Origin of the sequence: Clavibacter sp. VKM Ac-2872 (assembly GCF_015351105.1) — a bacterium.
In the GTDB taxonomy this organism is placed as follows: Bacteria; Actinomycetota; Actinomycetes; order Actinomycetales; family Microbacteriaceae; genus Clavibacter.
The window spans coordinates 477,293-503,716 of the sequence record NZ_JADKRR010000002.1 but is presented as its reverse complement, the minus strand read 5'-3'; the positions used below and the strand labels follow the sequence as shown (position 1 = coordinate 503,716).

Here is a 26,424-nt window from a genome sequence, read left to right as displayed (position 1 = left end):
AGCCTCACCGCCGGCTCCACGGTCGTGAAGCTCACCGACTTCGTCATCGACCCCGGCACCAGCCGCCTCACCGGATCCGTCCAGGTCGGCGACGGCGCCGTGATGAAGGACGTCTACATCTTCAACCTCGACGGCACGACCCTGAAGCCCCTCCAGATGGAGGGCGACAACGCCGTCCTCGAGGGCACCACGGTCAAGGTCAGCCCCGACGCCGCGTCGCTGCTGAACAGCACCTTCGGCACCACCGCCGTCACCGACCAGCTCGTCGTCGGCATCGCCAAGATCACCGTCAACACCAAGTAGCACCCCACCCGGCACCGCCGGGACGCACCACCGCGAACGGCCCGGCCCTCGACGCCGGGCCGTTCGTCGTGCGCCGGGGAGGAGGCCACAGCCAGCAGGGGGACGCGCACGCGGGAGCCGTCGGCCCCGAGCGCAGGGAAGCCCCCTCGCATGCGCAGCGAGGGGGCCCCTGCCGGGTGACTCGGACCCGGTGCATGGCCTTCGGAACGGAGGGGCGATCGGGCGGGCGGGCCGCCGCGCGCGATCGTGAGCGGACGACGCGGGTCGTGCTCGCGCTATCAGGAACGCCCGATGGGCGCCGCATCCATGCACATCGGAGACTTCCAGCCGCGGGCCGCACCCTATGTGCATGAGCATTCAACGAATCCCCGTCTCCCTGCTCGCCCGCGGCACCGCCGCCCTCGCCGGCGTGGTCGTCCTCGCCGGCTGCTCGGCGCCGGGCGCGGCCTCGGCAGCCACCGACACCACCCCCGACGCGACCACCGCCGTCGCCACCTCCACCTCCGCCCCGGCGGGCGACGGCGGCACGACGGCCGATCGCACCGACTCCGACACCGAGGACCGGAACGCGACCGTCATCTCGACGCTCTTCACCGACGCGTTCCCGGATCCCGCCTCCGCCGGCGCCCAGGCGGCCGTGCTGGCGGCCGTCGCTCCCGACTCGACCGCGAACGGCGTCGGGGCGAAGGCCGGCCCCAGCGGCGTGCTCGACGAGTTCGCCACCGCGCACCAGCGCGTGCCCGGCGCGCACGCCGTCATCAAGCACATCGCCGCCGACGGCGACCTCGTGGCCGTGCACTGGCAGGTCGCGTCCAACCCGGACGACGAGCGCACCGGCGAGGCCGCGGTCGACCTCTTCCGCCTCGCGGACGGCAAGGTCACCGCGCGCTGGACGTTCGACCAGCCGATCCCCCAGGGGAAGCCCGCGAGCGGCAACACGAACACGATGTTCAGCGACCTCTACCAGGGCAAGGCCGACGCGCCCGAGCTCACCGAGCAGCAGGAGGAGGCGAACCGGCAGCTGGCCGTGGGCGCCTACGACACGCTCTTCCGGGATCACGACGCGAGCGTGCTCGACCGCTCCTTCGACCCGGCGTACCTGCAGCACAACACGGTCGCCGCGAACGGCACCGCGGCGCTCAAGGCCTTCTTCTCCGGGGGCGCGCAGTTCCCGGCGCAGCAGTCCGTGATCTCGATCGCCGACGGCGACCTCGTCTGGACCTTCTCGCAGCCGGTCGGCGCGAAGGCGGACGACCCGTTCCTCGCCGCCGACATCTTCCGGGTCGACGGCAACCTCATCCGCGAGCACTGGGACGTGGTGCCCGCGAGCTGATCCGACGCACGCACGGACGACGGGACGGTCATGCGGCCGTCCCGTCGTCGCGTCAGCGGCCGGCGGTGTAGTGGTTCTGCACCTGCGTCGCCGTGAGCGCCGTCTTGTACACGGCCGCGAACCGCATGCTGCCGACGAGGTAGTTGGATCCCGCGTTCGGCCACCCCGACGTGTTGTCGTAGCCGATGCGCCAGTAGCCGCTGTTGCTCTCCGGTGCGGTGAAGCCCGTGTTCTGGGCGACGCGGGCGCCGTCGAGGTAGAGCGTCATGCCCGTGCCGGGCGACATCGTGGCGACCACGTGGTGCCAAGCGCCGTCGGCCACGTTGGCCGGGCTCGTGATCGTCTGGTAGCCGCCGTTGTACGTGCCGAAGGCCAGCTGGCCCGTCGTGGAGACGTAGGTGTGGCGGTCGTAGGCGGAGGAGGAGCCGGCCCGCGAGTTGCCGAAGCCGATGAGCTTGCCGCCCTTGACGGTCGTCCTGAACCACACCTCGGTGCTGAACGTCGCCGGCCCCTGCGCCTGCAGCCCGTTCGTGACGAAGTCGCTGCCGTCGAGCACGTACGCGCCGCCGGTGTCGCGCGCGCAGGCGCGGGCGCTGGTCGTGTCGCTCGTCATGCCGCCGCGGTAGGTGCCCGGGTAGGAGCCGGTGGCGGCGTCGACGGCGGTCGTGGATCCGGTCGCCTCGTTGAGCGGGTACGCGAAGAGGGCGTTGGCGCGGTCGGCCGCGAAGGCGCTCGAGCAGGTGAAGAAGGCGGCGGAGGACGCGGCCGTGTTGTTCGTGTTGGTGATGGCGGCCGAGTACGCGCCGCTCGTGCCGGGCGCGAGGAGGAGCACGGCGCCGAGGGCGACCGCGGAGACGGAGGCGGCGATCCCGGCCAGGCGGGCGGTGACGCTCACGCGCGACGCTCCTCGCGCTCGGCGGGCAGGCCGACGATCAGCGTGGCGAGGAGGGGGAGCGCGCAGAGGACGGCGAAGAGGATCCAGCCCCACAGCGGCAGGTCGAGCGTGGAGGACACGTCGTAGAAGCGACCCGCCTCGCCAGCGGGGGCGGTGATCGTGCCGACCTGGCCGGCGGCGAGCGTGGCGTGGGTGCCGCCCTCGGCTGCGATGCGGATGGGGAGCATGCCGGTGGAGACGATGGTCGCCTCGACGTCGCTGCCGCGGGTGGCGGCGTCGAGCACGACGAGGCCGACGAAGGGCTTGAGCAGGAAGACCGTGAACGCGGCGACCAGTGCGCCGCCCAGCATGCGCAGGGAGGCGCGGTGGGTCGGCGAGCCGATGAGGCGGGTCAGCACCATGACGATGACCATGCCGGCCACGAGCAGCGGCACGCCCTTCGCGAGCCAGCCGAAGCCCGGGAGGATCGTGGTGGCCTCGCCGACGAGGTGCGCCTGGTCGGTCTTCCAGGGATCCACCGCGCCGTTGATGTCGCCCTGCGTGGTGAGACCGTCGGCGTCGACCGCGATGACGCGGTGCGTGTAGGTCTCGTCCGGGGTGGTGGAGGGGTGGAAGCTGACGACGTCGCCGACCCGCACGTCCTGGAGGAGGACGGGGGTCGTGAGGAGCAGCGTGCCGACGGGGGCCGTGGTGCCCATCGACGGGGTCTGCACGACGAACCAGCGCCCGCCGGACGCCTGGAACAGGAGCGTCGTCGCGACGAGGGCGGTGAGGAGGACGGTGGCCGCCCACATGAGGACGGTGCGGCGGCGGATCGTGCGGGTGGCGCGTGCCGCGCGGCGGGTCGCGACGGGCACGGGGAGGACGGGCACGGCGGGGCCGACGGGTTCGCGGTGCGGGTCGTCCGCGAGGAGGTCGAGCTCGTGGCCCAGCTCGACGTCGAGGTCGAGCTCCAGCGCGAGGTCGAGCTCGGGGGCGTCGATCGCCGCGGTGTCGGTCGGCGGGACGTCGGCCGTCGTGGTGTCGACCGACGGGGCGGTCGGGCGGTCCTGGATGTCGGTCATGGTGCGCCTCCCGGGTCAGGGGCTTGGAGGGGACGGGGTGCGGGGCCGCCTCTCGGCGGCCCCGCGGGGGGATCCGGCTGGGGGACCGGTGGGGGAGCTAGCTGGCGAAGGTCCAGGTGAGGGGCAGCGAGGCGCCGAGGCCCTGGTACGCGTTGCCGGCGGAGGAGTCGAGCGTGACGGCGAAGGTGAAGTCGGTGCTGCCGTTCGCGGCGAGCGCGGTCAGCGTCTTGGCCGATGAGCCGGCGAGCGCCGCGGCGGTGCCGGAGTAGACGGGCGCGCTGGTGCCGGCGGCGGTGATGACGACGTTGAGCTTGGCGCAGAAGTCGGTGGCCGAGCCGTTGACGGTGCCGTTCTTGAACTGCGAGCAGGCGGCGCCCGGGGTCAGCGTGAAGGTCGAGGCCTTCGACGAGCCGACGTTCTTGATGTTCACGACGCTCGTGACCGTCTGGCCGGGGATCATCGTGGTCGAGCCGCCGAACTTGTTGATGGTGGAGCAGGTGGCGGCGTTGGAGTCGACCCCGCCGGTGGCGCTCGTGCTGAGGCAGGTGACGGTCGGGGTGCCGGTGGCACCGGCCTGCGACTCCTGCATGACGAGCGAGCCGGAGGCGGCCGTGTTGGTGTCGTTGGTGATCGAGGCGACGAAGCCCGACAGCGTGCCGGACATCGAGACGGAGAGGAGGACGGCGGCGGCGACGCCGCCGGCGATGGCGAGCGGGGCGAAGCGGACGCGCTTGGTCGTGGCGGCGGCGGCGATGTGGTGCGACATGGTCTGACTCCGGGTCTGTAGGAGGAGGGAAGGGGTGAGCCCCTGGGGAGGGAGCTCGGTGACTCGCTGTGCAAGTACCTCGAATATACAGATACTCAGATTCCGTGCAATCCCCCCATTGCGGGGGGTGGGCGTTCGCCGAGGGGATCGCGGCCCCGCGGGGCGCGTTACAGTCGCTGGACCGCCCGTGGATCCGCCGGATCCCCCGACGCAGGGACACCCGACATGAGCCCGGAGAGAACCGCTGCCCGTCGCCGCGACGACGCCGCGGCCGTGGACGCGCTCGCCAACGCGCTGCACATGGTCGAGACCGCGCAGCGCCACCTGCGCACGCGCATCGCGCAGGACATCGGGGTGAACGTGACCGACCTGACCGTGATCAGCGTGGTCGGCGAGCTCCACCGGATGACCCCCAAGCACCTGGCCGCCGAGATCTCGATGGGCACCGGCGCGGTGACCGCCGTGATCGACCGGCTGGTCGGCGCCGGCCACCTCGACCGCGTGCCGAACCCGAAGGACCGCCGCAGCGTCTTCCTCGAGCTCACCGCCACCGGCCGGAAGACCCTCGCGCGCATGGAGGCCGACTACCGCACGGCGGCCGCCGTCGCGCTGCGGGCCTCCCCCGCGCTCGGCACCGAGGAGACGGCCGAGGACATCGCGCGCGCCGCGATCGCGATGACGGCGCACACCATCGACGGGCCGGACGCGGGCGCATCCGCGTGAGCGACGGCCGCGCCCCGAGCGAGGGCTGCCAGGTGGTGCTCGTCGACGCGGCCGGGCGGATCCTGCTGCAGCTGCGCGACGACATCCCCACCATCCCCTTCCCCGGCATGTGGGCGATCCCCGGCGGCATGCTCGAGCCGGGCGAGACGCCGCTCGCGTGCATCGTGCGGGAGGTCGAGGAGGAGCTGGGCGCGCGGATCCCGCCCGCGGAGGTCGCGCACCTCATGACGCGCACGCGCTCCTACGGCATCGAGCACACGTTCACGGCCCGGCTCGACGTGGCGGCGGAGGACATCCGGCTCACCGAGGGGCAGCGCGTCGCGTGGTTCCCGGTGGCCGACGCGGCCGGGATGGAGCTGGCCTACGAGGACGCGGACGTGCTGCGGGAGGTCGCCGGGCGGATCGCGCGCGGCTGAGGCCTCAGGCCGGGCCGGGGTGCGCGCGCTCGGCGTCGAGGATCCCGCGGAGGAACGCGGCGTCGGCCGAGTAGTACGCGGCGTCGTCGCGGAGGTGCGGCTTGCCGAGCTCGTCGGCCTTCGCGAGCGAGATCTCCGCGAGGTCGTGGAGGCGCAGGATCGCGATCCGCAGCACGTCCGCCCAGGTCGCGTCGGATCCGTACGCGTCGAGGAGCAGCGCGACGCGGCGGCGGGCGTCGTCCATGCCGGGTGCGCCGTCCTGCGCGGAGCCGGACAGCGGCACCGCGCGCGTGGCGAGGTACGCGATGTCCCAGATGCGCGGGCCGGGCGAGGCCATGTCCATGTCGATGACGCCCGTGAGGCGGCCGTCGGCGAAGACGAGGTTGTGCGGCGCGAAGTCGTTGTGGCAGATCACCTCGCTCGGCACCTTGACCTCCGACTGCCAGACGGCGCCGCCCAGCATGAAGCCGACGCTCGCGTCGTGCAGCTCGCGGAGGCGGCGGCCGGCCTGGACGAGGACGTCGTCGGCCCAGATCCAGTCGGGCAGCGGGTAGACGGGCACGTCGCCGTGCATGAAGGTGAGCCGCTCGCGGCCGCCCTCGATGCCGAGCGGCTGCGGGATCCCGTCGACGCCCGCGAGCGCGAGGTGCCGGAGCCAGCGGTGCACGGTCGGGGTCCAGGGGCCGGCGTCGCGGGTGACGGTGTCGCCCTGCCGCTCGACGCGGTTCATGTCGCCGCCGTCGAGGGGTCCGTCCATCGGGCCAGCGTAGGGGCGGACCCGGGCGCCCGGCGACCCTGCCGCGACACGTCCAACGACTAGGTTGCGACCATGAGCACCGCCGCGCCCGGACGCATCGACGAGCCCGCCGCCCCTCCCCGCCGACGGGTCGCCGCGTGGGCGCTGTGGGACTGGGGATCGGCGGCCTTCAACGCCGTGGTCACCACGTTCGTCTTCAGCACGTACCTCGCGAGCAGCCTGTTCGTGGATCCCGCCATCGTCGCGGCCGCGGGCGACGACGCGCGGAACCCGGCGCTCGTGGCCGCGAAGGCCGACACCTCCGGCGTCATCTCGCTCGCGCTCACCCTCGCCGGCCTCCTCATCGCGGTGCTCGCGCCCGTGCTCGGGCAGCGCTCCGACGGGTCCGGGCGCCGGCGCCTCTGGCTCGGGATCAACACCGGGATCGTCGTGCTCGCGATGCTCGGCATGGTGTTCGTCGAGCCCGTGCCCTCGTACCTGTGGCTCGGCGCCGTGCTGCTCGCGACCGGCAACGTGTTCTTCGAGTTCGCGAGCGTGAACTACAACGCGATGCTCGTGCAGGTGAGCACGCCGCGCACGGTCGGCCGCGTGTCCGGCCTCGGCTGGGGCATGGGCTACGTGGGCGGGATCGTGCTGCTCGCGCTGCTGCTCGGCCTGTTCCTCTTCGACTTCGGGACGCCCGGCGCGTCCGGGCTCCTCGGCCTGCCCTCGGGGGCGGCGGGCGGCGCGCTCGACGTGCGCATCGCGATCCTCGTGGCGGCGATCTGGTGCGCGGTGTTCTCGATACCCGTGCTGGTGGGCGTGCCCGAGATCCCGGCGACGCCGGGGCGGAAGCGGCAGGGCATCCTCGCGTCGTACGGCACGCTGTTCCGCCGGATCGCGGAGCTCTACCGGGAGTCGCCGCGCGTGCTCGTGTTCCTGCTCGCGAGCGCGGTGTTCCGCGACGGGCTCGCGGCGGTGTTCACGTTCGGGGCGATCATCGCGGCGCAGGTCTTCGGGTTCTCGACCACCGAGGTGCTGCTCTTCGGGGTCGCGGCGAACGTGGTGGCGGGCATCGGCACGTTCGCGGCCGGGTGGTTCGACGACCGGTTCGGCGCGAAGCCGGTGATCCTCGTCTCGCTCGTCTGCCTCATCGTCGGCGGATCCGCGGTGCTGTTCGTCGGCGACGCCAAGGCCGGCTTCTGGGCGACGGGCCTGTTCCTCTGCCTGTTCGTGGGGCCCGTGCAGTCGTCGAGCCGCACCTTCCTCGCGCGCATCTCCCCCGCCGGCCGCGAGGGCGAGATGTTCGGCCTCTACACGACCACCGGCCGCGCGGTCTCGTTCCTCGCGCCCGGCCTCTTCGGCATCGCGGTGGCGATCACGGGCGACACGCGCTTCGGGGTCATCGGCATCGTGATCGTGCTGCTCGCGGGGCTGCTGCTGATGCTGCGGGTGCGCGGGGCGGACGCGCGGGTGGCGTGACGCGCCCGCGCCGTCACCCCACGACGAAGTCGTAGAGCTCGGCCCCGGCCCCGGCGCCGCCTCGCGCGGATCTGCGGTCGGCGAGCGGCATGATCACGCGATCCCGCACCGCGGCGCCCACCGGCCCGAGGAGCTTGATCCCGTCGAGCCAGCGCCCCTGCTGGATCACGTACGCGACCCTCTCCTGGCGGCGGAGCGCGAGCTGCGCCACGAGGTCGGCCGGGTCCGTGCCCGCGGCGAGGAGGCGACCGAGCACGGCGGCGTCCTCGAGCGCGAGGGACGCGCCCTGGCCGGACGACGGGGAGATGGCGTGCGCGGCGTCGCCGACCAGGACGACGCGGCGCGAGCCCCACGCGGGAGGCGCCTCCGGGCGCGGGAGCCGTGCATCCAGATCCGGGGACGCCGGGATGAGGTGCTCGAGCGGCAGCGCGTCGCGGGCGCCGAGCCGCAGCAGCAGGCGCGCCCAGTCCTCCGACGCGAGCGGCGCGTCCGGGGCGGACCCGCGCCGGGGGACGGGGACGCGGGGGTTCGCGAACCACCCGGTGGTGCCGTCCTCCAGGATCGCGTACGCGAGGAAGCAGTCGCGCCCGAAGAGGAACTGCAACGTGCCCGGCGAGGACGCGGAGGCGGGCAGCGCGCCCGCCCGGGCCGTGCCGCCGACGTAGACCAGTCCGGTGACGCGCTCCGCGGGGCCGGCCGCGTGCGCACCCAGACCCGCTCGGACCGCCGAGCCCACCCCGTCCGCGCCGACGACGAGGTCGCCTGAATGCCGTTCCCCGTACTCCGTCACGAGGGTCGCTCCCCGCTCGTCCTGCGCGACGGAGGTCACGCGGGCCGCGTGCACCGTGCGCGCCCCGACGCGCGCCGCCTCCTCCCGCAGCAGCGCGTGGAGGTCGGCCCGACGCAGAGACCGGGTGACGCGGCCCTCCCCCGGCTGCGGGCCGAGCGGCAGGTCCGCCGTGCGGCGCCCGTCGGCCCCGCAGATGCGGACTCGCGGGGTGGCCTCGCCGAGGGAGCTCGCCGCGTCGCCGAGCCCGATGGCGTCGAGCGCGACCATGCCGTTGCTCGCGACCTGCAGCCAGGATCCCGGCTCCTCCGCGGCGCTCCGGCGCTCGAGGACGGTCGCCTCATGCCCTGCACGGCGGACGGCGATGGCGGTCGCGAGACCGGCGATGCCGCCGCCCGCGATCACGACGTGCATGCGGGTGTCCTCGGGTCGATCATGCGGAGCCTCTCATCCGCCCCGGGATCCGTGGTCGGCGTGACGCGCTGACAGGGGACGATGCCCGCGAGGGTAGGCGGCGCACCCCGGGAGCCGCCGCGCCGATCCCCAGGCGCGGGAGTGACGGAGACCGGGGCCGCGGCGTGGTCGAGCCACGGATCAGTCGAGCGACCCGCCGCCCACCTTCACGTCGGTCGCGTTCGCGAGCGTCGCGCGGACGACGGCCGTGAGAGCTGTCGCGAGCTGCTCCATGCGCATGTACGGGCGGTCGGTGCCGATCGCCTCCTCCGTCGAGTACGGGATGTGGACGAAGCCGCCGCGGGTGCCCGGGCGCTCGCGCAGCTCGTGCATCAGGAGGTAGAAGACGTGGTTGCAGGTGTAGGTGCCGGCGGTCTGCGAGACGACCGCGGGGATCCCCTTCGTGCGCACGGCCGCGACCGCCGCCTTGATCGGCAGGGTGCTGAAGTAGGCCGCGGGACCGCCGTCGACCACTGGCTCGTCGATGGGCTGGAACCCCGTGTTGTCGGGGATGCGGGCGTCGTCGACGTTGATCGCGACGCGCTCCACCTCGAGCGTCTCGATGCCGCCGGCGAGGCCCACGGAGATCACGACGTCGGGATCCACCTCGGCGAGCGCCGCGCGCAGCGCGTCGTCGACCTTCGCGAAGTCGACCGGCAGCTGGCGCACGTGGATCTCCGCGTCGCCGTCCCATCGGTCGCGCACCTCCTGCACGGCCGTCCACGACGGGTTGCTGGTGTCGCCGTCGAAGGGCTCGAATCCGGTGAGGAGGACGGTGGGCATGCGGGGGCTCCTGACGGTGCGGGGCGGGTCCCGTCCACGGTACGCCTCGTCCGGGGGCGGCCCGGACGGGGGGATGCGCGGCGTCCACCTCAGCGAGAACCATGGACACGGGCGACCCGGCCCGCAAGGAAGGAACGCACATGACCCGCACCTCACCGAGGCGACGCCTCCTCCTCACCGCCCTGGCCGTCGTCGTCGCGGCCGGCACCGCGTTCGCGGGGGTCGCGCCCGCGCAGGCGGCCGACGCACCCGCGCCCGCCGCCGACTCGTCGACCGCCGCCGCGATCCTCATCGCCGCCCCCACCGTGCGCGGCTACGGCGACACCTACGGCGCCGACGCGGTCTTCCACGGCGTGATCTCGGTGGACCTCGGCGGGATCACCGACAACTCCGGGCTGCGCTACGAGTACCAGCTCGACGGCGCAGGACCCTGGCTCTCGGACGGGACCGGCAGCGTCTCGGGCGACGAGGACGAGGTCTACATCCCGGCCTCCCCCGGCGAGCACCTCATCAGCGTGCGCGTCGCCGGGACCGTGGACGGCGTCGCCGTCACCGGCACGGCATCCGCGCCCACGGCGGTCCGGTCGGTCGGCGGCCCCGACGAGTACACGCCCGAGGTGATCGTGGACGGCCCGTCCGTCACGTTCCGCTGGGACGTGCGCGCGGCCCTCAACGGCTTCACGCCCGAGGAGAGCGACATCTTCTACCAGATCGACGGCGGCGCGCTCGTGGACGCCGGCGGCACCGGATCCGTCACCGTCACCCCGGGCTACGGCAAGCGCGTGGCCTTCGACCTGACCTTCGGCCCGATCCCGGACGCCTGGCGCTACGTGCACGTCGACGCCAGCACGGCGAGCGCGCCGGGCGCGCAGGCGCTCACGTCCGCCCCGGCGCCCCAGATCCTGGGGACGGTCGAGTACGGATCCACCCTCACCGTGCGCACCGGCCTCTGGCAGCCCGCGCCCGTGACGCTCGAGTACCAGTGGTTCCGCGACGGCGAGCGGATCCCCGGAGCGACCGGCGCCACCCGCACGGTCGACGCGTACGACGCCGGGCACCGCCTCACGGTGTCCGTGCGCGGATCCCGCGACGGCTACGTCCCCGTCACCCGCACGTCGGGGCAGACGAAGGTCGTCGCCGCGCCCGTCATCACGGCCGGCACGCCGCGCATCACCGGCAACCCGGTCGTCGGTCGCACGCTCACCGCGCAGCCCGGCGTCTGGAAGCCGTCGTCGCTCGAGCTCGGCTACCAGTGGAAGCGCGACGGGAAGGTCATCGCCGGAGCGACCGCGAAGACGTACACGCTGACGGAGGCGGACCGCGGGCACACCGTGACCGTCGTGGTCAGCGGCGTCATCTACCTGTACGACAACCAGGCGCGCGCGAGCGCGGGCGTGACGGTGCGCTGACCCGCTTCCGACCCGCGACGGGCCCGGCTCCTCCACGGGGCCGGGCCCGTCGGCGTCCTCCCCGTGCGGGTGAATCCCTCGCTCGGGAGCGCTCCCGGCCGATAGCTTCGGGGGATGATCTCCTCCTCCGGCGCCAGCATCGGCATCGCCCTCTACATCCTCGTGATCCTCGCGCTCGTGGCCCTCTCGGTCGTCGCGACCGTGGTGCTCATCCGCCTCGCGCTCACCGCCCGGCGCACGCTGCTCGTCACGACCGAGCTGCAGGAGGCGCGGCTCGAGCTCATCCGCGAGCAGACCGCCCGGCTCCAGGCCGACGACGGGGACGGCGGCGCGGCCGGCGGCCCGTACGCGCCGGGCGCGGGCCCCACCGGAACGGGCGCCTGACCGTGGGCGGCACCACCGACAGCATCCTTCTGCCGACCGCCTACGACATCGGCTGGTCGCTCGCGCTGGTCGTCGCCGTCGCGCTGGTGGCGCTCGGCGCGGTCCTGCTCGTCGTGCTGGTGCGGGTCGCGCTCGGCGGTCGCCGCACGCTCGCCGCATCCGCGGCGCTCGACGAGGCCCGGCTCGAGCTGGTGCGCGAGCGCACGGCGCGGCTGCGGGCGGGACTGCCGGATGCGGTGGGCCCCGGGTCGGAGGATCCGGCCGCCTGACGCACGGCCGAGGTCACGCCTGCGAGGGCTGCCCGTTGCTCGCCGTGGTGCCGCCGTCGACCGGCAGGATCGCGCCCGTGATGAACGAGGCGTCGTCGCTCGCGAGGAACGCGATCGCCGCCGCCACCTCGTCGGCCTCGCCGCCGCGACCGAGGGAGATGCGCTTCGCGAACTCGGCCTTCAGCTCCTCGTCGTCCTCCTTGCCGGCGACCAGCTCGGTCCAGATGAGGCCCGGCGCCACCGCGTTCACGCGCACGCCGTCGACGCCGTGGTCGAGCGCGGTGGCGCGCGTGAAGTTGCTCACGCCGCCCTTCGCGGCGTTGTACGCGCTCATGTGGTGGTCGGCCGCCATGCCCGACACCGAGGAGACGTTGACGATGGATCCACGCGTCGCCACGAGGTGCGGCAGCGCGGCGCGCGTGCCGTAGAAGACGCCCGAGAGGTCGGTGTCGATGACGCGGCGCCACTCGTCGTCGGTGATGCCCGCGATCGGGCCCGCCTGGAAGGTGCCGGCGTTGTTGACGAGAACGTCGAGGCGGCCATGGGCCTCGAGGGCCGTCGCGACCGCGCGGTCGGCGTCGGCCGAGACGGCGGCGTCCGCGACGAGCGCGATGGCGCTGCCCGCGGGGAGCGAGTCGGCGACCGCGCGGACCTTGTCCTCGACGCTGTCGGTGATCACGACCTTCGCGCCCTCCGCGACGAAGCGGCGGGCCGTGGCCTCGCCGATGCCCGATCCTGCGCCGGTGATGATGACGACCTTGCCGTCGAAGCGTCCAGCCATGGTGATCCTCCTGAGGGGTTCGCGGGGACGGCGAGCACCGTCGCCGGGAGGCGAGGACCGCCGTCGGAAGCATCCAGCCGACTCCCCCGCGCCCGCTCCGTCAAGGGCCGCGGAGGCGATTCCGAGGCGCCGGACGACTTGGGCCCATCGGCCGCCCGCCCCTCCCCGCTCGCCCGGCCGCGGAGTGTAGTGCGCCGCCCGGGACCCGGGAACCATGGAGGAAGCGGGGGTTTAGTTGTGTCAGTGCAACTACTATCGCGGATCCCCTGGGGGCAACTCCTCCCGGATTCCGTGGTCGTGGCGGCAGCCGACCACGACGTGGACGGAGGCCTGGCCGGCGACGAGCGCGATGCCGTCGCGACCGCGCTCCCGGGCCGTCGGGCGGAGTTCGTGACCGGTCGCGCGCTCGCCCGGCAGGCGCTCGCGGCCATGGGCATCCGACCCGGACCGATCCCGGTCGCGCGGAGCGGAGCGCCCGTGTGGCCGCCCGGGATCGTCGGCAGCATCACGCACTGCGCCGGACTCCGCGCGTGCGCCGTGAGCCGACGCGACGAGCACGCCGGGATCGGCATCGACGCGACACCCGCGCGCCCCCTCCCGGGAGGCGTGCTCGCGCGCGTGGCGGATCTCGGCAGCGCACCCGTCGCCGCGGGCCTCCGCGCGCTCCGGGCAGCCGGGGTCAAGAGCCCGGACAGCGTGCTCTTCGCCGCGGCCGAGGCCGTCGCGAAGGCGCGGACCTCGGCGCACGGCGGCTGGCACGGCATCGACGGCGCGGAGATCGCGCTCCACCCGGACGGCTCGTTCGCCGTCCGCGCACGCCGGGGACCGGCGTTCGCCGGGACCGGGCGGTGGGCGGTGGCCGGGGGGCTCGCGCTGGCGGGCATCGCGCTCGACGAGCGCTGAAGCCGGCGCGCAGGGGCGCGCCGGGACGGAAGACGAGAGGACGAACACATTGGGGACCGAGAACATGAGCACCGAGCAGATGGGGACCGAGCAGACGGCGAGCCCGCACGACGACACGTCGATCGAGGCGATCTTCGCGCAGCACGCCGACCGGACGGCGCTGCGGCAGCGGTCGGGGCCGGACATCGCGGACACGAGCTTCCGGGAGCTGTGGGACCGCGCGAGCGCGCTGGCCGCGGCGCTCGGCGAGACCGTGGCCGCGGGCGACCGCATCGCGGTGCTCGGCACGGCGACCGCGGACGCCGTCACCCTCGACCTCGCCACGTGGATCCTCGGCGCGGTGAGCGTCCCGCTGCAGGCCAGCGCTCCCGTCGCGGCCCTGACCGCGATCGTGGAGGAGACGGCGCCGACCTGGATCGCCGCCACCGTCGAGCAGGCCGCGACGGCCCGGGCGGTCGCCGAGGCCGCGGGTGACGACATCCGCACGATGCTGCTCGACACCGACACCGACACCGACCTGACCCTCGACGCGCTCGTCGCCCGCGGGGCCGGCCTCCCGCGCCGGAGCCCGTGGCACCCTGCGCCCGGCGATGACCCGCTCGCGCTCCTGCTCTACACATCCGGCAGCACCGGCACGCCGAAGGGCGCGATGTACACGCGCTCCATGGTCGAGCGGATGTGGCACGTCCTCCGCCCCGACCCCGCCCGGGCCGCCGACGCAGCCGACGCAGCCGACGCAGCCGACGACATCGTCGGGTACGCGTACCTCCCGATGAGCCACCTCACCGGCCGCTCCTCCCTGCTCGCCACGCTCGGCCGCGGCGGCACGGTCGCGCTCGCGACCTCGACCGACCTGTCGACGCTCTTCGAGGACCTCCGGGCCTTCGCCCCGACCGAGTTCGTCTTCGTGCCCCGCGTCGCGGAGATGCTCCGTCAGGAGGGCGACCGCGAGGAGCAGCGGCGGCTGGCCGCCGGCGGCGAGGACCCGGATGCGGTCCGCGCCGCCGTCCAGGCCGACCTGCGCGTCCGCGCGTTCGGCGGGCGGATCCGCCAGGCGATCTGCACCAGCGCCCCGCTGACGCCCGAGCTCCGCGCGTACGTCGAGGCGTGCCTCGGGATCACGCTGCACGACCTGTACGGATCGACCGAGGCGGGCGGCATCCTCCACGACGGGGTCGTCCAGCAGCCGCCCGTCACCGCGCACAAGCTCGTCGACGTCCCCGAGCTCGGGTACCTCACCACCGACCTGCCGCACCCACGGGGCGAGCTCCTCGTCAAGAGCGCCGCCGTGATCGCCGGGTACTTCCGCCGACCGGACGTCACCGCCGCCGTGTTCGACGAGGAGGGCTTCTACCGGACCGGCGACGTCATGGCGCAGACCGGACCCGACACCTACGAGTACGTCGACCGTCGGAACAACGTGCTCAAGCTGTCGCAGGGCGAGTTCGTCGCGGTGGCGTCCCTCGAGGCGACCTACGGCGGGACGCCCGAGGTGCACCAGATCGCGCTGCACGGCGACAGCCGGCACGCGTTCCTCGTCGCGGTCGTCGTCCCGGCCGAGCCCGGGGCGTCGGAGCGCGAGATCCTCGCCGCCCTCCAGCGCACCGCCCGCGAGCACGGCCTCGCGCCCTACGAGGTGCCCCGCGGCGTGATCGTCGAGCCGCAGCCGTTCACGGTGGACGACGGCATGCTGTCCGACGCGGGCAAGCTCCTGCGCCTGCGCCTCACGCGGCGGTACGGCGAGCGCTTCGCCGCCCTGTACGACGCGCTCGCGGAGCAGCAGACCGGCACCCTGGTGGCCGCCCTCCGCGACCGCGCCGGCGACGAGCCGACGGTCGACACGGTCGTGCGCGCGGCCCTCCAGCTCCTCGGGGCCGAGGTGTCCCCCGCGACCGCCGCCGCGGCCCGGTTCTCCGACCTCGGCGGGGACTCGCTGTCCGCGTTGACGTTCTCCGGGATCCTCGAGGACGTGTTCGGCACCGAGGTGCCCGTCGGCGTGCTCACCGACCCGACCAACGACCTCGCCGCCGTCGCCGCCTACGTGGAGCGCTCCGCCTCCGACGACCGGCCGACCGTGACCCGCGTGCACGGCGCCGGCGCATCCACCCTCCGCGTCAGCGACCTCCGCCTCGACCGGATGCTCGGCGGCGTCCCGACGCCGGTCCCGCGCGCCTCGACCACCCGGGCCGGAGCCCGGACCGTGCTGCTCACCGGCGCGAACGGCTACCTCGGCCGGTTCCTGGCCATCGACTGGCTCGAGCGCCTCGCCCCGGCGGGCGGGACGCTGGTGTGCATCGTCCGCGGCGCCGACGACGCCGACGCCCGGCGCCGCCTCGACGCCGCGTTCGCCGCCGACCCCGCGTTCGCCCGGCGCTTCTCCGAGCTGGCCGGCTCGCTCGAGGTCCTGGCCGGCGACGTCAGCGAGCACCGCCTCGGCCTCGACGACGCGCGGTGGGAGGATCTGGCCGCCCGGGTCGACCTCGTCGCGCACGCCGCGGCGCTCGTGAACCACGTCCTCCCGTACACCGCGCTGTTCGGCCCGAACGTCGTCGGCACCGCCGAGGTGATCCGCCTGGCGATCGCCGCCGGCAGCGTGCCCGTCACCTTCGTCTCGAGCGTCGCCGTCGCGGGCGGCGCACGGCCGAGCGCCGCTGCCGATGCGGCACCGTCCGCGCCCGCCGCGCTCGACGAGCACGCTGACATCCGCGCCCGGATCCCCGAGTGGGCCGTCGGGGACGAGTACGCCAACGGGTATGGCGCGAGCAAGTGGGCGAGCGAGGTCCTGCTCCGCGAGGCGCACGAGCAGCACGGCGTCCCCGTGGCCGTGTTCCGCTCCGACATGATCCTGGAGCACCCGCGCTGGCGCGGCCAGCTGAACCTCCCCGACGTCTTCACCCGGCTGATGTGGAGCGTGCTCACCACCGGGCTCGCCCCGGCGTCGTTCGTCCGGCGCGGGCCCGACGGCGAGCCGCAGCGGTCCCACTACGACGGCCTGCCCGCCGACTTCACGGCGGCCGCGATCGACGGGATCGGCGCCGCGCTCACCGAGGGCCACCGCACCTTCAACGTCGTGAACCCCCACGACGACGGCGTCTCGCTCGACACCTTCGTCGGCTGGCTCCGCGAGGACGGCCACGACATCGAGCTCGTCCCGGACCACGCGGAGTGGGTCGGCCGGTTCCGCGAGGCGCTGGGGTCGCTCCCGGACGCGGACCGCGCCCGGTCCGTCCTGCCGCTGATGCACGCGTTCGCCGCGCCGGAGGAGCCGCACGCCGGATCGGCGATCCCCGCCGACGCGTTCGCCGAGGCCGTCCGTGCGGTCCGCCCGCTCGGGTCGCCGGAGATCCCGTCGCTCGACCACGCGCTCATCACGAAGGTGGCGGACGACCTCGCGTTCCTGGGGCTGCTCGCGCCGGCGCGTGCGGCCGCCGCCGCGTGACGCCCGCGCCCGCGGACTGAGATCGAGGGGCCGGCAGCCATGCGCTGCCGGCCCCTCCGCACGTGTCAGCGGCCGACGACGACGACCGGATCCGTCGCCGCCGGAGAAGATACACGCCGGTAACACGAGGGAAACCGCGGCGATACGGGGCAGAACCACACTGGACGGAAATACCTATCGCTCGATAGATACTCCGACCGGGCAACCGGATCTCCGGCGCACACGCTTCACCGCGCCCTCGTGAGAGGCCAGAACATTGAGCACCCCGCACCTCCCGCCGCACCCGTCGGCCCCCACTCCCGTCGTCCCGCCCGGCTACGCCCAGGAGCTGCATCGCGGCGTCGGTCCGTTCTCGTCCTTCGCCGCCGGGTTCTCCTTCGTCTCGATCCTCACGACCGTGTTCCAGCTCTTCGGCCTCGGCTTCGGGCTGGGCGGCGCCGCCTTCTTCTGGGCGTGGCCGATCGTGTTCGTCGGGCAGCTGCTGGTGGCGCTGAACTTCGCGCAGCTCGCCGCCTCGTGGCCCATCTCGGGCGCGATCTTCCAGTGGTCGAGCAGGCTGGCGGGCACCACGTTCGGCTGGTTCACCGGCTGGACGATGATCGTCGGCCAGATCCTCACGGTCGCCGTCGCGGCCATCGCCGTGCAGGCCGTGCTGCCGTCCATCTGGGCCGGGTTCCAGATCGTGGGCGGGCCGGACGCGGATCCGTCGGTCGCCTCCCCCACGGGATCCGCGAACGCGGTGCTGCTCGGGATCATCATGCTGGCGGTCACGACGGTCGTGAACATCCTCAGCGTGCGGCTCATGGCGCGGGTCACGACCGCGGGCGTCGCCATCGAGATGGTCGGCGTCGTCGCGCTCGTCGCCGTGCTGTTCCTGCTGCCGAAGCGCGGACCCGAGGTGGTGTTCACGACCGCGGGATCCGCGAGCGACGAGCCCTACGTGTGGGCCTTCCTCGCCTCCTCCCTCATGGCCGCCTACGTGATGGTCGGCTTCGACTCCGCGGGCGAGCTCGCCGAGGAGACCCACAGCCCGCGGAAGACGACGCCCAAGACGATCATCCGGGCGCTCACGGTCTCCGGGCTCGGCGGGGCGCTCCTCATCGTGGGCGCGCTCGTCGCGGCGCCGAGCCTCACCGACGGGAACCTCGCCACGCAGGGCCTCGCCTGGGTGATCACCTCGGTCGCCGGCGAGGTGGGCGGCCGCCTCCTGCTCTGCGCGGTCGCGGTGGCGGTGTTCGCGTGCACGCTCGCCGTGCAGACGTCGGGCACCCGGATGATCTACTCGATGGCCCGCGAGAAGGCCCTCCCGTTCCATCGCCAGCTCGCGCGGGTCTCGCCGCGCACGGGCACGCCGGTGCTCACCTCCGTCGTCGTCGGCGTCGGCGCGGTGCTCGCGCTCGCGGTCAACGCCGGGCAGTCGGCGATCTTCACGGCGCTCTCGAGCCTCTGCATCGCGATGCTCTACCTCGCCTACCTCGGCGTGACGGGCCCGCTGCTGGTGGCCCGGATCCGCGGGCGCTTCCCGGTCGGCGGCGTCGACGAGGACGGGACGCCGCTGTTCACGCTCGGCCGCTGGGGGATCCCGCTCAACGCCGCCGCCGTGCTCTTCCAGGCGGCCATGGCCGTGAACCTGATCTGGCCGCGCCCCGAGATCTACGACCTCACGGGCGAGTCGTGGTGGCTGCAGTACAGCGCGCTCCTCTTCATCGGCGCGACCCTGCTCGTGGGCTGGGGCTACCACGCGTGGCGCCACCGCTCCGACGGGCCGATCCGGCTGACGGAGGTGCCGACCACGGCGACGATCCCGGTGGTCGAGCCGGCGGGGGCGTCCATCCGATGAGGGACCTGCGCACGACCGACAGCGTCACCGCGTCCCGCGCGGACGCCCGCGCGCAGGCCGACCGCCGGAGCGAGTGGATGCCGTACGTGCCCGCGTCCTCGTCGCCGCACCGGCCGGAGGGGGTCACCGCAGAGGAGCTCACCTGGGCCGAGACGGTGGCGCCCGGCGGGTACGCGCACCGGGTGCTGGCGCGCGGATCCCGCCTCCGCCTCGACGACCCCACGGGCGACGCGTGCGCGCACCTCGTGCTCTACGACGTGGAGGCGCCGTGGGAGCGGCTGAACGTCGCCGACACCGTGAAGATCCCGTGGCAGGCGTACCTCGGCGCGGGCTCCCCGCTGCTGAGCGGCGACGGCCGGATCCTCGCGAGCATCGTCGAGGACACCTCCGGCCACCACGACGCGCTCTGCGGCACCTCCACCGACGCGCTCAACGACCGGCGCTACGGCGGATCCGCGCCCGAGGGCCCCACGCCGAGCGGCCGGTCGCTGCTCGTGAAGGCCGCCGCCAAGCACGGGCTCACCCGGCGTGACCTGCCGCCCGGCGTCTCCCTCTTCCAGGGTGTGCGCGTGGAGGAGGACGGCGCGCTGCGGCCCACCGGATCCGCCGGGCCCGGCACGCACGTCACGCTCGTGGCCGAGATGCCGCTGATCGTGCTGATCGCGAACGTGCCGCACCCGTTGGACCCGCGGACCGACCACGTGGTGGGCCCGCTGCGGATCCACGCCTGGCGCGGCGCCCCCACGGGACCTGCCGACGCGCGCTTCCACGCGACCCCCGAGCTGACGCGGGCCTACCTGAACTCGATCGACCACTGCGAAGCGAGAGGAACCCGATGACGCACGTCCTCGCGTCCACCGTCCCCACCGGCGCCGTCCACGCGCCCGATGCCGTCCTCGACTGGGGCGCGTCGCTCGTCGACGGCCGCGTCGTGCGCGACGACCGCGTCGCGCCGCTCGCCCCGTGGTCGGCCGTCGTGCGCGCCGGCGAGGTGCTCACGATCGTGGACGTGGGCGGCAACCAGTCCGCCGACTGCCTGGTCTACGACGCCCAGGATCCGGATGAGCGCTACAGCGTGCCCGACACCCTCGTGGCACAGGGCAACGCGTACATCCGCACCGGCACGGTGCTCATGTCGAGCGAGGGCCGGCCGCTGATGACCGTGGTGGGCAACGAGATCGACCGCCAGGACACCCTCGGCGGCGCGTGCTCGAAGGAGTCGAACACGCTCCGCTACGGCCACCACACCGCGTACCAGCACGGCTGCCGCGAGAACTTCCTCACCGAGGCCTCGCGGCACGGGTTGGGCGCGCGCGACATCGTGTCGAACATCAACTGGTTCATGAACGTGCCCGTGGAGGCGGACGGATCCCTCGGGATCGTCGACGGCCTCAGCGCGCCCGGGAAGCGGGTGGCGCTGCGCGCGGAGCGGGACGTGCTGGTGATCGTCTCCAACTGCCCGCAGATGAACAACCCGTGCAACGACTTCAGCTGCACGCCGCTGCGGATGATCGTGGTGCAGCCGTGAGCCGCGCCGGCGGCGAGCGCCGCGCGCTCGACCTGGCCACCGTCCTCGTCGCGAACCGCGGCGAGATCGCGTGCCGCGTGATCCGCACCGCGAAGGCCATGGGGATGCGCACGGTCGCGGTCTTCTCCGACGCCGACCGGGCCGCCCCGCACGTCCGCGAGGCCGACGAGGCCGTGCGGCTGGGCCCGGCCGCGCCCCGGGAGTCGTACCTGCGCATCGACGCGATCATCGAGGCCGCCCGCGCGACGGGGGCCGGCCTCATCCACCCCGGCTACGGGTTCCTCAGCGAGAACCTGGAGTTCGCGTCGGCCTGCGAGGAGGCGGGGATCCGGTTCGTCGGGCCGACCGCCGACCAGATCCTCGCGTTCGGCGCGAAGCACACCGCGCGCGAGCTGGCCGAGGCCGCCGGCGTGCCCCTGCTCGCCGGCACCGGGCTCCTCGCCGACGCCGACGAGGCCGTGCGCGAGGCCGCGCGCATCGGCCTGCCCGTGATGCTCAAGGCCACGGGCGGCGGCGGCGGCATCGGCATGCAGGCGTGCGCGACGGCGGATGAGGTGCGGGAGGCGTTCGCGCGGGTGACGCGGCTCGCGGAGTTGGCGTTCGGATCCACCGGGATCTTCCTCGAGCGCCTCGTGCGTCCGGCCCGGCACGTGGAGGTGCAGCTCGTCGGCGACGGCACCGGCCGCGTGGCCGTGATCGGCGACCGCGACTGCTCGCTCCAGCGCCGCAACCAGAAGGTCATCGAGGAGGCGCCCGCCCCCGCCCTGCCCGACCACGTGCGCGCCCAGCTGCACGCCTCGGCCCGCGCGCTCGCGGAGTCGGTCTCCTACCGCAGCGCCGGCACGGTCGAGTTCGTCTACGACCCGGTGCGCGAGGAGGCCGCGTTCCTCGAGGTGAACACGCGCCTCCAGGTCGAGCACCCCGTCACCGAGGAGGTGCACGGCGTCGACCTCGTGGAGCTGATGCTGCGGCTCGCCCGCGACGGCGCCGCGGGGCTCCCCGACGACCTCTTCACGCGCGAGTGGACGCCTACGGGCCACGCCGTCGAGGCCCGCGTCTACGCCGAGGACCCGGCGAAGGGCTCCCTCCCGTCGAGCGGCCTCGTGACGCAGGCCGTGCTGCCGGCCGGGCCCGGGATCCGCGTCGACGGCTGGATCGAGACCGGCCTCGAGGTCTCCGCCTCCTACGACCCGCTGCTCGCGAAGGTCATCGCCACGGGCGAGACCCGTGACGACGCGCTCGACCTCCTCGGCGAGGCGCTCGACGGCTCCCGGATCGACGGCATCGTCACGAACATCGGCCTGCTGCGCGCGCTCACCGACGACATCGAGCTGCGCACCGCCACCCACTCCACGTCGACGCTCGACGAGACGGACGACCCGGCGCCGCGCATCGACGTGGTCTCCCCCGGCACCATGACCACGGTGCAGGACCTCCCCGGCCGGCTCGGGTACTGGCAGGTGGGCGTGCCGCCGAGCGGCCCGTTCGATCCGGTGTCGCTCGCGGAGGCGAACCTCGCGGTCGGCAACCCGGAGGGCGCGCCCGGGCTCGAGATCACGGCCGACGGACCCGTGCTGCGCTTCTCGACCGCGTCGGTGGTGGCCGTCACGGGAGCGCCCGCGCCGGTCACGGTCGACGGCGAGCCGGCCGCGATGTGGGAGCCGCTCGAGGTCGCCGCCGGGCAGACGCTCGCGATCGGCCGCGCCGACGGGCCCGGCCTCCGCCTGTTCCTCGCCGTGCGCGGCGGGATCGACGTGCCCGCGTACCTCGGATCCGCGTCCACCTTCACGCTCGGCCGCTTCGGCGGGCACGCGGGCCGGGCGCTGCTCGCGGGCGACGTGCTGCGGCCCGGATCCCCCGACTCCGACGCCGACCACCCCGCGTTCCCCGCGGGCGCGCGCCTCGGGATCATCGGCGGCCCCACCCCGGCGCACCGCCGGCCCGCGCTCACCTCGACGTGGGAGGTCGGCGTCACCGAGGGCCCGCACGCGGCACCCGACTTCTTCACGCGCGCCGACATCGACGTGCTGTACGCCACCGACTACGGCGTGCACCACAACTCGGCGCGCACCGGGATCCGGCTCATCGGCCCGCGGCCCGGCTGGGCGCGCGAGGACGGCGGCGAGGCGGGGCTGCACCCGTCGAACATCCACGACACCCCGTACGCGGTCGGCGCGATCGACTTCACGGGCGACACCCCGATCATCCTCGGACCCGACGGCCCGTCCCTCGGCGGCTTCGTGTGCCCGGCGGTCGTCGCGAGCGGCGAGCTCTGGAAGCTCGGCCAGCTGCGCCCCGGCGACACCGTGCGGTTCGTGCCCGTGACGGAGGCCGCGGCGGCGTCGCTCGTGGACGCACGCGCCTCGCTCCAGGTGATCCGCGCGGGCGGCGACGGCGACGACGGCGTGATCGGCCGGCTCGAGCCCACCGACGCGCGCCCGGGCGTCGCGTACCGCCGCGACGGCGACGACAACGTGCTCGTCGAGTACGGCGACATGACCCTCGACATCGCGCTCCGCATGCGCGTGCACGCGCTCATGACCCGGCTGCAGGAGCACATGCCGCCGGGCGTGCTCGAGGTGACGCCGGGGATCCGCTCGCTCCAGGTCCGCACCGACGCGCGCGTGCTCAAGGCCACGGCCGTCACCCGGCTGCTGCAGGAGCTGGAGGACGAGATCCCGCCCACCGGGCAGCTCGTCGTACCGTCGCGCAAGGTGCGGCTGCCGCTCTCCTGGGACGACCCGGCGACGCGCCTCGCGATCGAGCGCTACATGGCGGGCGTCCGCGACGACGCGCCCTGGACGCCGTGGAACATCGAGTTCATCCGCCGCATCAACGGCCTCGACTCGGTCGACGACGTCTTCCGCACGGTCTTCGACGCGAGCTACCTCGTGCTCGGCCTCGGCGACGTGTACCTCGGCGCGCCCGTGGCCACGCCGCTGGATCCGCGCCACCGCCTCGTGACCACGAAGTACAACCCGGCGCGCACGTGGACCGCCGAGAACTCCGTCGGCATCGGCGGCGCGTACCTCTGCATCTACGGGATGGAGGGACCGGGCGGGTACCAGTTCGTGGGCCGCACGGTGCAGATCTGGAACCGCTTCCGCCGCGGCGGGCTCTTCCAGGAGGATCCGTGGGCGCTGCGCTTCTTCGACCGCATCGAGTGGTACCCGCTCGGCGCCGAGGAGCTGCTGGAGCTGCGCGCCGAGACGGACGCCGGACGCGGGCACTACGAGACCGAGGACGGCGAGTTCTCCCTCGCCGACCACCAGGCGTTCCTGCGGGCGAACGACGCGTCGATCCGCGACTTCCGCGACACCCAGACGCGCGCGTTCGAGGAGGAGAAGGCACGCTGGCGCCTGTCGGGCGAGTTCGACGTGCGCGACGAGCCGCCCGTCGTCGAGGCGGCGACCGTGCCGATCCCGCCCGGCGCGACGGCCGTCACGGCGCCGTTCACCTCGACCGTCTGGCGGGTGGACGTGCGCCCGGGCGATCTCCTCGGCGTCGGCGACGCGGTGCTGGCGGTCGAGGCGATGAAGATGGAGTCCGTCGTGGGCGCGCCGGTCGCGGGCCGCGTGCTCGACGTGCACATCCGGCCCGGCGAGCAGGTCGCGCCCGGGCAGGTGCTCGCCGTGATCGGCGCCGCGTGATCCCCACCTGCGAGGATGGCGGGATGGCCAAGGACGACAAGCCGGCCCGCGTCGGCCGCCCCCGGGCGGTGCCGGACGCCGGGTCCCCGCTGAGCCCGCGCGAGCAGATCCTCGACGCCGCCGCCGCGCTCTTCGCCGAGCACGGGCTGAGCGGCACGTCCACGCGCGCGATCGCGGAGCGGGTCGGGATCCGGCAAGCGTCCCTCTACTACCACTTCGCCGGCAAGGACGACCTGCTCGTCGAGCTGCTCACGCGCTCCGTGCGCCCCAGCCTCGACGTGGTGCGCGGCATCGAGGACCTCGTGCCCGACCGCGCCACCGCGGCCGCCGCCCTGCACGCGCTCGTGATGGTCGACTTCCGCACGCTCGCCGACACCCCGCACAACATCGGCACGCTCTACCTGCTGCCCGAGGTGCAGGGCGAGCGCTACGACGGCTTCCGCCAGCAGCGCCGGGAGCTGCAGGACGCGTACGGCCGCATCGGCACGGCGGCGGCGAGCGCCGACGTCCGCGCGACGATCGGGCCGGAGGCGCTGGGGGCCGTGCTGATCCAGCTGGCCGAGCTCGTGATCCAGCTGCGCCGCCGCGGCGAACCCGGGGACGCCGACCGCGACGCCAGCGCCGCCACGTGCCTGCGGGCGTGCGGGCTGGGGACGGCCGAGATCGCGGAGGCGCATCGGGACGCGGAGGCCCTGCTCGCCGTCACCGCCTGACACAGGCCGAAATCAGCCTCGCGATCCGGCGTCAGCCGATCCGCGCCAGCAGCTCCCTCGACCGCTCCAGCACGAGGGCCGTGGCGACGGGATCCGACGACGGCAGCGACGCGTCCGTGAACAGGTGCGCGTCGCCGTCGTAGGCGAAGACCTCGGCGAGCTCGGGCCCGACCTCGGCGACCAGCTCGCGCGCTCCCTCGAGGTCGCCCTCGCCGGCGAAGAACGGATCCCGCGCCATGCCGTGCACCTGCACGGGCAGCCCCGCCGGCCACGGCCCGAAGGACCACTCCGCGGAGAGCGACACGAACGACTCGTAGAGGAGCGCGCCGCGGGCACCCGGCCGGGTCTGCGCGAGGCGCTGGGCGATGGATCCGCCCCACGAGACGCCGGCGTAGACCAGCTCGGCGGGCAGCCCGTCGAGGGCGCGCGCGGTGCGCTCGGCGACGACGTGGTCGGCGAGGCCCGCCATCAGCGCGAGGCCCGCCTCGATGGATTCGGGCAGCGCGCCGTCGAAGAGGTCGGGCACGTGCACCGTGTGCCCGCCGTCCCGCAGCGCGTCGGCGAAGGCGTGGACGCCGGGGGTCGCGCCCTGCACGTGGTGGAACAGCACGATCTCGGCCATGGGCGCGCCTCTCGTCGTCCGCGCAGGGGCGGGGATCCGGGCGCTCCCGTCGCGGGGCGCCGTGCCGCGAACCTACTCCGCGGCTCCGCGACGGGATCGGCCCGGCCGCGGGGATCCGCGACGCCGACGCCCGCTCACCGCGCGGGCGGCCCCCACACCACGAAGTCCGTGGCCAGCTCCATGGAGCGGAGTCGCGCCGGGGAGAAGTCGTAGGGCATCTTCGCGAAGGCGTCCATCGTGCGCAGGGGCCGGGCCGCCCGACCCGCGCCGCCGCCGGCCACGTCCTCGTCGTCATCCCCGTCGGGGTGCAGCTCGTCCCAGGCGGCGACGAGCTCCTCGTCCTGCCGCGGCAGGTCGGACGCGTCGATCGCCGCGTGCAGCGCCTCCTCGAACGCGCGCCGCTCGGCCGCGACCTCCGCCACACGCGGGTCGTCGGCGGAGACCGTGTCGTCGAGCGCCTCCTCGGCGGCGTCGACGCGGTCCGACGCCTCGCGCAGGCCCGGCAGCGTGGCCACCGCGATGTAGCGCGTGGCGTTGAGGGCCGCGACGAGCGGGCCGAGGCTGCGCTCCATCACGAGCAGGGCATCGAGGTCGGCCTGGCGCAGGGATCCCTCGGGGAGGCCCTCCAGACGGCGGGCGACGAGGTCGGAGAGGAGGCCCAGCCTGCTGCCCCGGGCGCGCAGCCGACGCACGGCCTCCCGCTGCCGCCGCAGCTCGACCTCCTGCGCCGCGAGGGTCGCCTCGAGCCGGCCGAGGACGTCGGCGACGTCCTCGTCCCCGGCCGTGTCGTCCCCGGCGGCGGCGGCCGGGGCGGCGGGAGCGGCGGCATCCGCGGCAGCAGCGGCGGCGTCGCCCGCCTCCGGGTCGGCGAACGCGGCGCGGATGTCCTCGAGGGCGATCCCGGCGTCGGCCATCCGCCGGATCCACATCAGCCGGACCATGTCGGCGTACCCGTAGCGGCGGCGGTCGTCGGTGCCCCGCTCGGGCTCGGGGATCAGGCCGATCTGGTGGTAGTGGCGGATGGTCCGCGGGGTGACGCCGACGAACGCGGCGGCGTCGCCGATCCGGACCCGGCGGGGCGGGGCCGGCATCGGGATCGGCGTGGTCGTCGTGGCGGGGTCGTCCTCGGTGGGGTGGGTCATGGG

At 74.3% G+C, this 26,424-nt stretch carries 23 protein-coding genes and 1 pseudogene; 15 read left to right on the top strand and 9 right to left on the bottom strand.

Annotation, left to right across the window (positions count from 1 at the left end):
* Both ITJ40_RS12855 and ITJ40_RS12850 read left to right on the top strand, forming a co-directional pair.
* A pseudogene (locus tag ITJ40_RS12855) lies at positions 1-303 on the top strand (hypothetical protein); the annotation flags it as partial.
* Positions 304-652: 349 nt separating this feature from the next.
* Complete coding sequence (locus tag ITJ40_RS12850) at positions 653-1,636, top strand: nuclear transport factor 2 family protein (RefSeq protein WP_194667419.1); 984 nt, start codon at positions 653-655, stop codon at positions 1,634-1,636.
* A gap of 52 nt (positions 1,637-1,688) precedes the next feature.
* Here ITJ40_RS12850 and ITJ40_RS12845 read toward each other — a convergent pair whose 3' ends face one another.
* The 3 genes from ITJ40_RS12845 to ITJ40_RS12835 form a co-directional block, all read right to left on the bottom strand.
* Positions 1,689-2,531: a LamG domain-containing protein gene (locus ITJ40_RS12845; RefSeq protein WP_194667418.1), complete on the bottom strand. Its 843-nt coding sequence runs from the start codon at positions 2,529-2,531 to the stop codon at positions 1,689-1,691.
* Entirely contained in the window at positions 2,528-3,595 is a 1,068-nt protein-coding gene (locus tag ITJ40_RS12840; protein WP_194667417.1) for a S26 family signal peptidase, read from the bottom strand. The genes ITJ40_RS12845 and ITJ40_RS12840 overlap by 4 nt, the downstream gene beginning before the upstream one ends.
* Positions 3,596-3,692: 97 nt before the next feature.
* Positions 3,693-4,361: a hypothetical protein gene (locus ITJ40_RS12835; protein WP_194667416.1), complete on the bottom strand. Its 669-nt coding sequence runs from the start codon at positions 4,359-4,361 to the stop codon at positions 3,693-3,695.
* Between the two features lie 225 nt (positions 4,362-4,586).
* On the opposite strand from ITJ40_RS12835, the gene ITJ40_RS12830 reads away from it, so the two are divergent.
* Both ITJ40_RS12830 and ITJ40_RS12825 read left to right on the top strand, forming a co-directional pair.
* Positions 4,587-5,084, top strand: coding sequence for a MarR family winged helix-turn-helix transcriptional regulator (locus tag ITJ40_RS12830; RefSeq protein WP_194667415.1), 498 nt, complete (start codon positions 4,587-4,589; stop codon positions 5,082-5,084).
* The gene (locus ITJ40_RS12825; protein ID WP_370532050.1) at positions 5,081-5,500 is read left to right on the top strand and encodes an NUDIX domain-containing protein; all 420 of its coding nucleotides are present in this window, start codon (positions 5,081-5,083) and stop codon (positions 5,498-5,500) included. Before ITJ40_RS12830 ends, ITJ40_RS12825 begins: the two co-directional genes overlap by 4 nt.
* A gap of 4 nt (positions 5,501-5,504) precedes the next feature.
* On the opposite strand, the gene ITJ40_RS12820 is transcribed toward ITJ40_RS12825, so the two are convergent.
* Positions 5,505-6,257, bottom strand: coding sequence for an aminoglycoside phosphotransferase family protein (locus ITJ40_RS12820; protein ID WP_194667414.1), 753 nt, complete (start codon positions 6,255-6,257; stop codon positions 5,505-5,507).
* 72 nt (positions 6,258-6,329) lie between these two features.
* On the opposite strand from ITJ40_RS12820, the gene ITJ40_RS12815 reads away from it, so the two are divergent.
* Positions 6,330-7,718, top strand: coding sequence for an MFS transporter (locus ITJ40_RS12815; protein ID WP_194667413.1), 1,389 nt, complete (start codon positions 6,330-6,332; stop codon positions 7,716-7,718).
* 13 nt (positions 7,719-7,731) lie between these two features.
* Here the strand turns inward: ITJ40_RS12815 and ITJ40_RS12810 are convergent, their stop codons facing one another.
* Positions 7,732-8,919, bottom strand: coding sequence for an NAD(P)/FAD-dependent oxidoreductase (locus tag ITJ40_RS12810; RefSeq protein WP_194667412.1), 1,188 nt, complete (start codon positions 8,917-8,919; stop codon positions 7,732-7,734).
* Between the two features lie 180 nt (positions 8,920-9,099).
* Positions 9,100-9,741 (bottom strand): pyroglutamyl-peptidase I, encoded by a 642-nt coding sequence (pcp, locus tag ITJ40_RS12805; protein ID WP_194667411.1) that lies wholly within the window; start codon positions 9,739-9,741, stop codon positions 9,100-9,102.
* Between the two features lie 140 nt (positions 9,742-9,881).
* On the opposite strand from pcp, the gene ITJ40_RS12800 reads away from it, so the two are divergent.
* From ITJ40_RS12800 to ITJ40_RS12790, 3 genes are all read left to right on the top strand, one after another.
* The gene (locus tag ITJ40_RS12800; protein WP_194667410.1) at positions 9,882-11,150 is read left to right on the top strand and encodes a hypothetical protein; all 1,269 of its coding nucleotides are present in this window, start codon (positions 9,882-9,884) and stop codon (positions 11,148-11,150) included.
* Between the two features lie 114 nt (positions 11,151-11,264).
* Entirely contained in the window at positions 11,265-11,534 is a 270-nt protein-coding gene (locus ITJ40_RS12795) for a hypothetical protein (RefSeq protein ID WP_194667409.1), read from the top strand.
* 2 nt (positions 11,535-11,536) lie between these two features.
* Positions 11,537-11,803 carry a hypothetical protein gene (locus ITJ40_RS12790; RefSeq protein ID WP_370532049.1) on the top strand — a complete coding sequence of 89 codons (267 nt, stop codon included), beginning with the start codon at positions 11,537-11,539 and terminating at the stop codon, positions 11,801-11,803.
* Positions 11,804-11,816: 13 nt separating this feature from the next.
* On the opposite strand, the gene ITJ40_RS12785 is transcribed toward ITJ40_RS12790, so the two are convergent.
* Positions 11,817-12,584, bottom strand: a complete 768-nt coding sequence (locus tag ITJ40_RS12785) for an SDR family NAD(P)-dependent oxidoreductase (RefSeq protein ID WP_194667408.1) — start codon at positions 12,582-12,584, stop codon at positions 11,817-11,819.
* Between the two features lie 297 nt (positions 12,585-12,881).
* Here ITJ40_RS12785 and ITJ40_RS12780 point away from each other — a divergent pair, with 297 nt between their 5' ends.
* The 7 genes from ITJ40_RS12780 (at position 12,882) to ITJ40_RS12750 (ending at position 24,657) form a co-directional block, all read left to right on the top strand.
* Positions 12,882-13,487: a 4-phosphopantetheinyl transferase gene (locus ITJ40_RS12780; protein WP_370532048.1), complete on the top strand. Its 606-nt coding sequence runs from the start codon at positions 12,882-12,884 to the stop codon at positions 13,485-13,487.
* 64 nt (positions 13,488-13,551) lie between these two features.
* Positions 13,552-16,926 (top strand): thioester reductase domain-containing protein, encoded by a 3,375-nt coding sequence (locus ITJ40_RS12775; protein WP_194667406.1) that lies wholly within the window; start codon positions 13,552-13,554, stop codon positions 16,924-16,926.
* A 256-nt stretch (positions 16,927-17,182) separates the two neighbouring features.
* Entirely contained in the window at positions 17,183-18,766 is a 1,584-nt protein-coding gene (locus tag ITJ40_RS12770) for an APC family permease (RefSeq protein WP_194667405.1), read from the top strand.
* Entirely contained in the window at positions 18,763-19,605 is an 843-nt protein-coding gene (locus ITJ40_RS12765; protein WP_194667404.1) for an urea amidolyase associated protein UAAP1, read from the top strand. Before ITJ40_RS12770 ends, ITJ40_RS12765 begins: the two co-directional genes overlap by 4 nt.
* The gene (locus tag ITJ40_RS12760; protein WP_194667403.1) at positions 19,602-20,294 is read left to right on the top strand and encodes an urea amidolyase associated protein UAAP2; all 693 of its coding nucleotides are present in this window, start codon (positions 19,602-19,604) and stop codon (positions 20,292-20,294) included. Before ITJ40_RS12765 ends, ITJ40_RS12760 begins: the two co-directional genes overlap by 4 nt.
* The gene (gene uca, locus ITJ40_RS12755) at positions 20,291-23,944 is read left to right on the top strand and encodes an urea carboxylase (protein ID WP_194667402.1); all 3,654 of its coding nucleotides are present in this window, start codon (positions 20,291-20,293) and stop codon (positions 23,942-23,944) included. Before ITJ40_RS12760 ends, uca begins: the two co-directional genes overlap by 4 nt.
* A 23-nt stretch (positions 23,945-23,967) precedes the next feature.
* Positions 23,968-24,657, top strand: coding sequence for a TetR/AcrR family transcriptional regulator (locus ITJ40_RS12750; RefSeq protein ID WP_194667401.1), 690 nt, complete (start codon positions 23,968-23,970; stop codon positions 24,655-24,657).
* 31 nt (positions 24,658-24,688) lie between these two features.
* On the opposite strand, the gene ITJ40_RS12745 is transcribed toward ITJ40_RS12750, so the two are convergent.
* Positions 24,689-25,315 (bottom strand): dienelactone hydrolase family protein, encoded by a 627-nt coding sequence (locus ITJ40_RS12745; RefSeq protein WP_370532053.1) that lies wholly within the window; start codon positions 25,313-25,315, stop codon positions 24,689-24,691.
* A gap of 98 nt (positions 25,316-25,413) precedes the next feature.
* Positions 25,414-26,421 (bottom strand): MerR family transcriptional regulator, encoded by a 1,008-nt coding sequence (locus tag ITJ40_RS12740; RefSeq protein ID WP_228512359.1) that lies wholly within the window; start codon positions 26,419-26,421, stop codon positions 25,414-25,416.
* Positions 26,422-26,424: the final 3 nt, after the last annotated feature.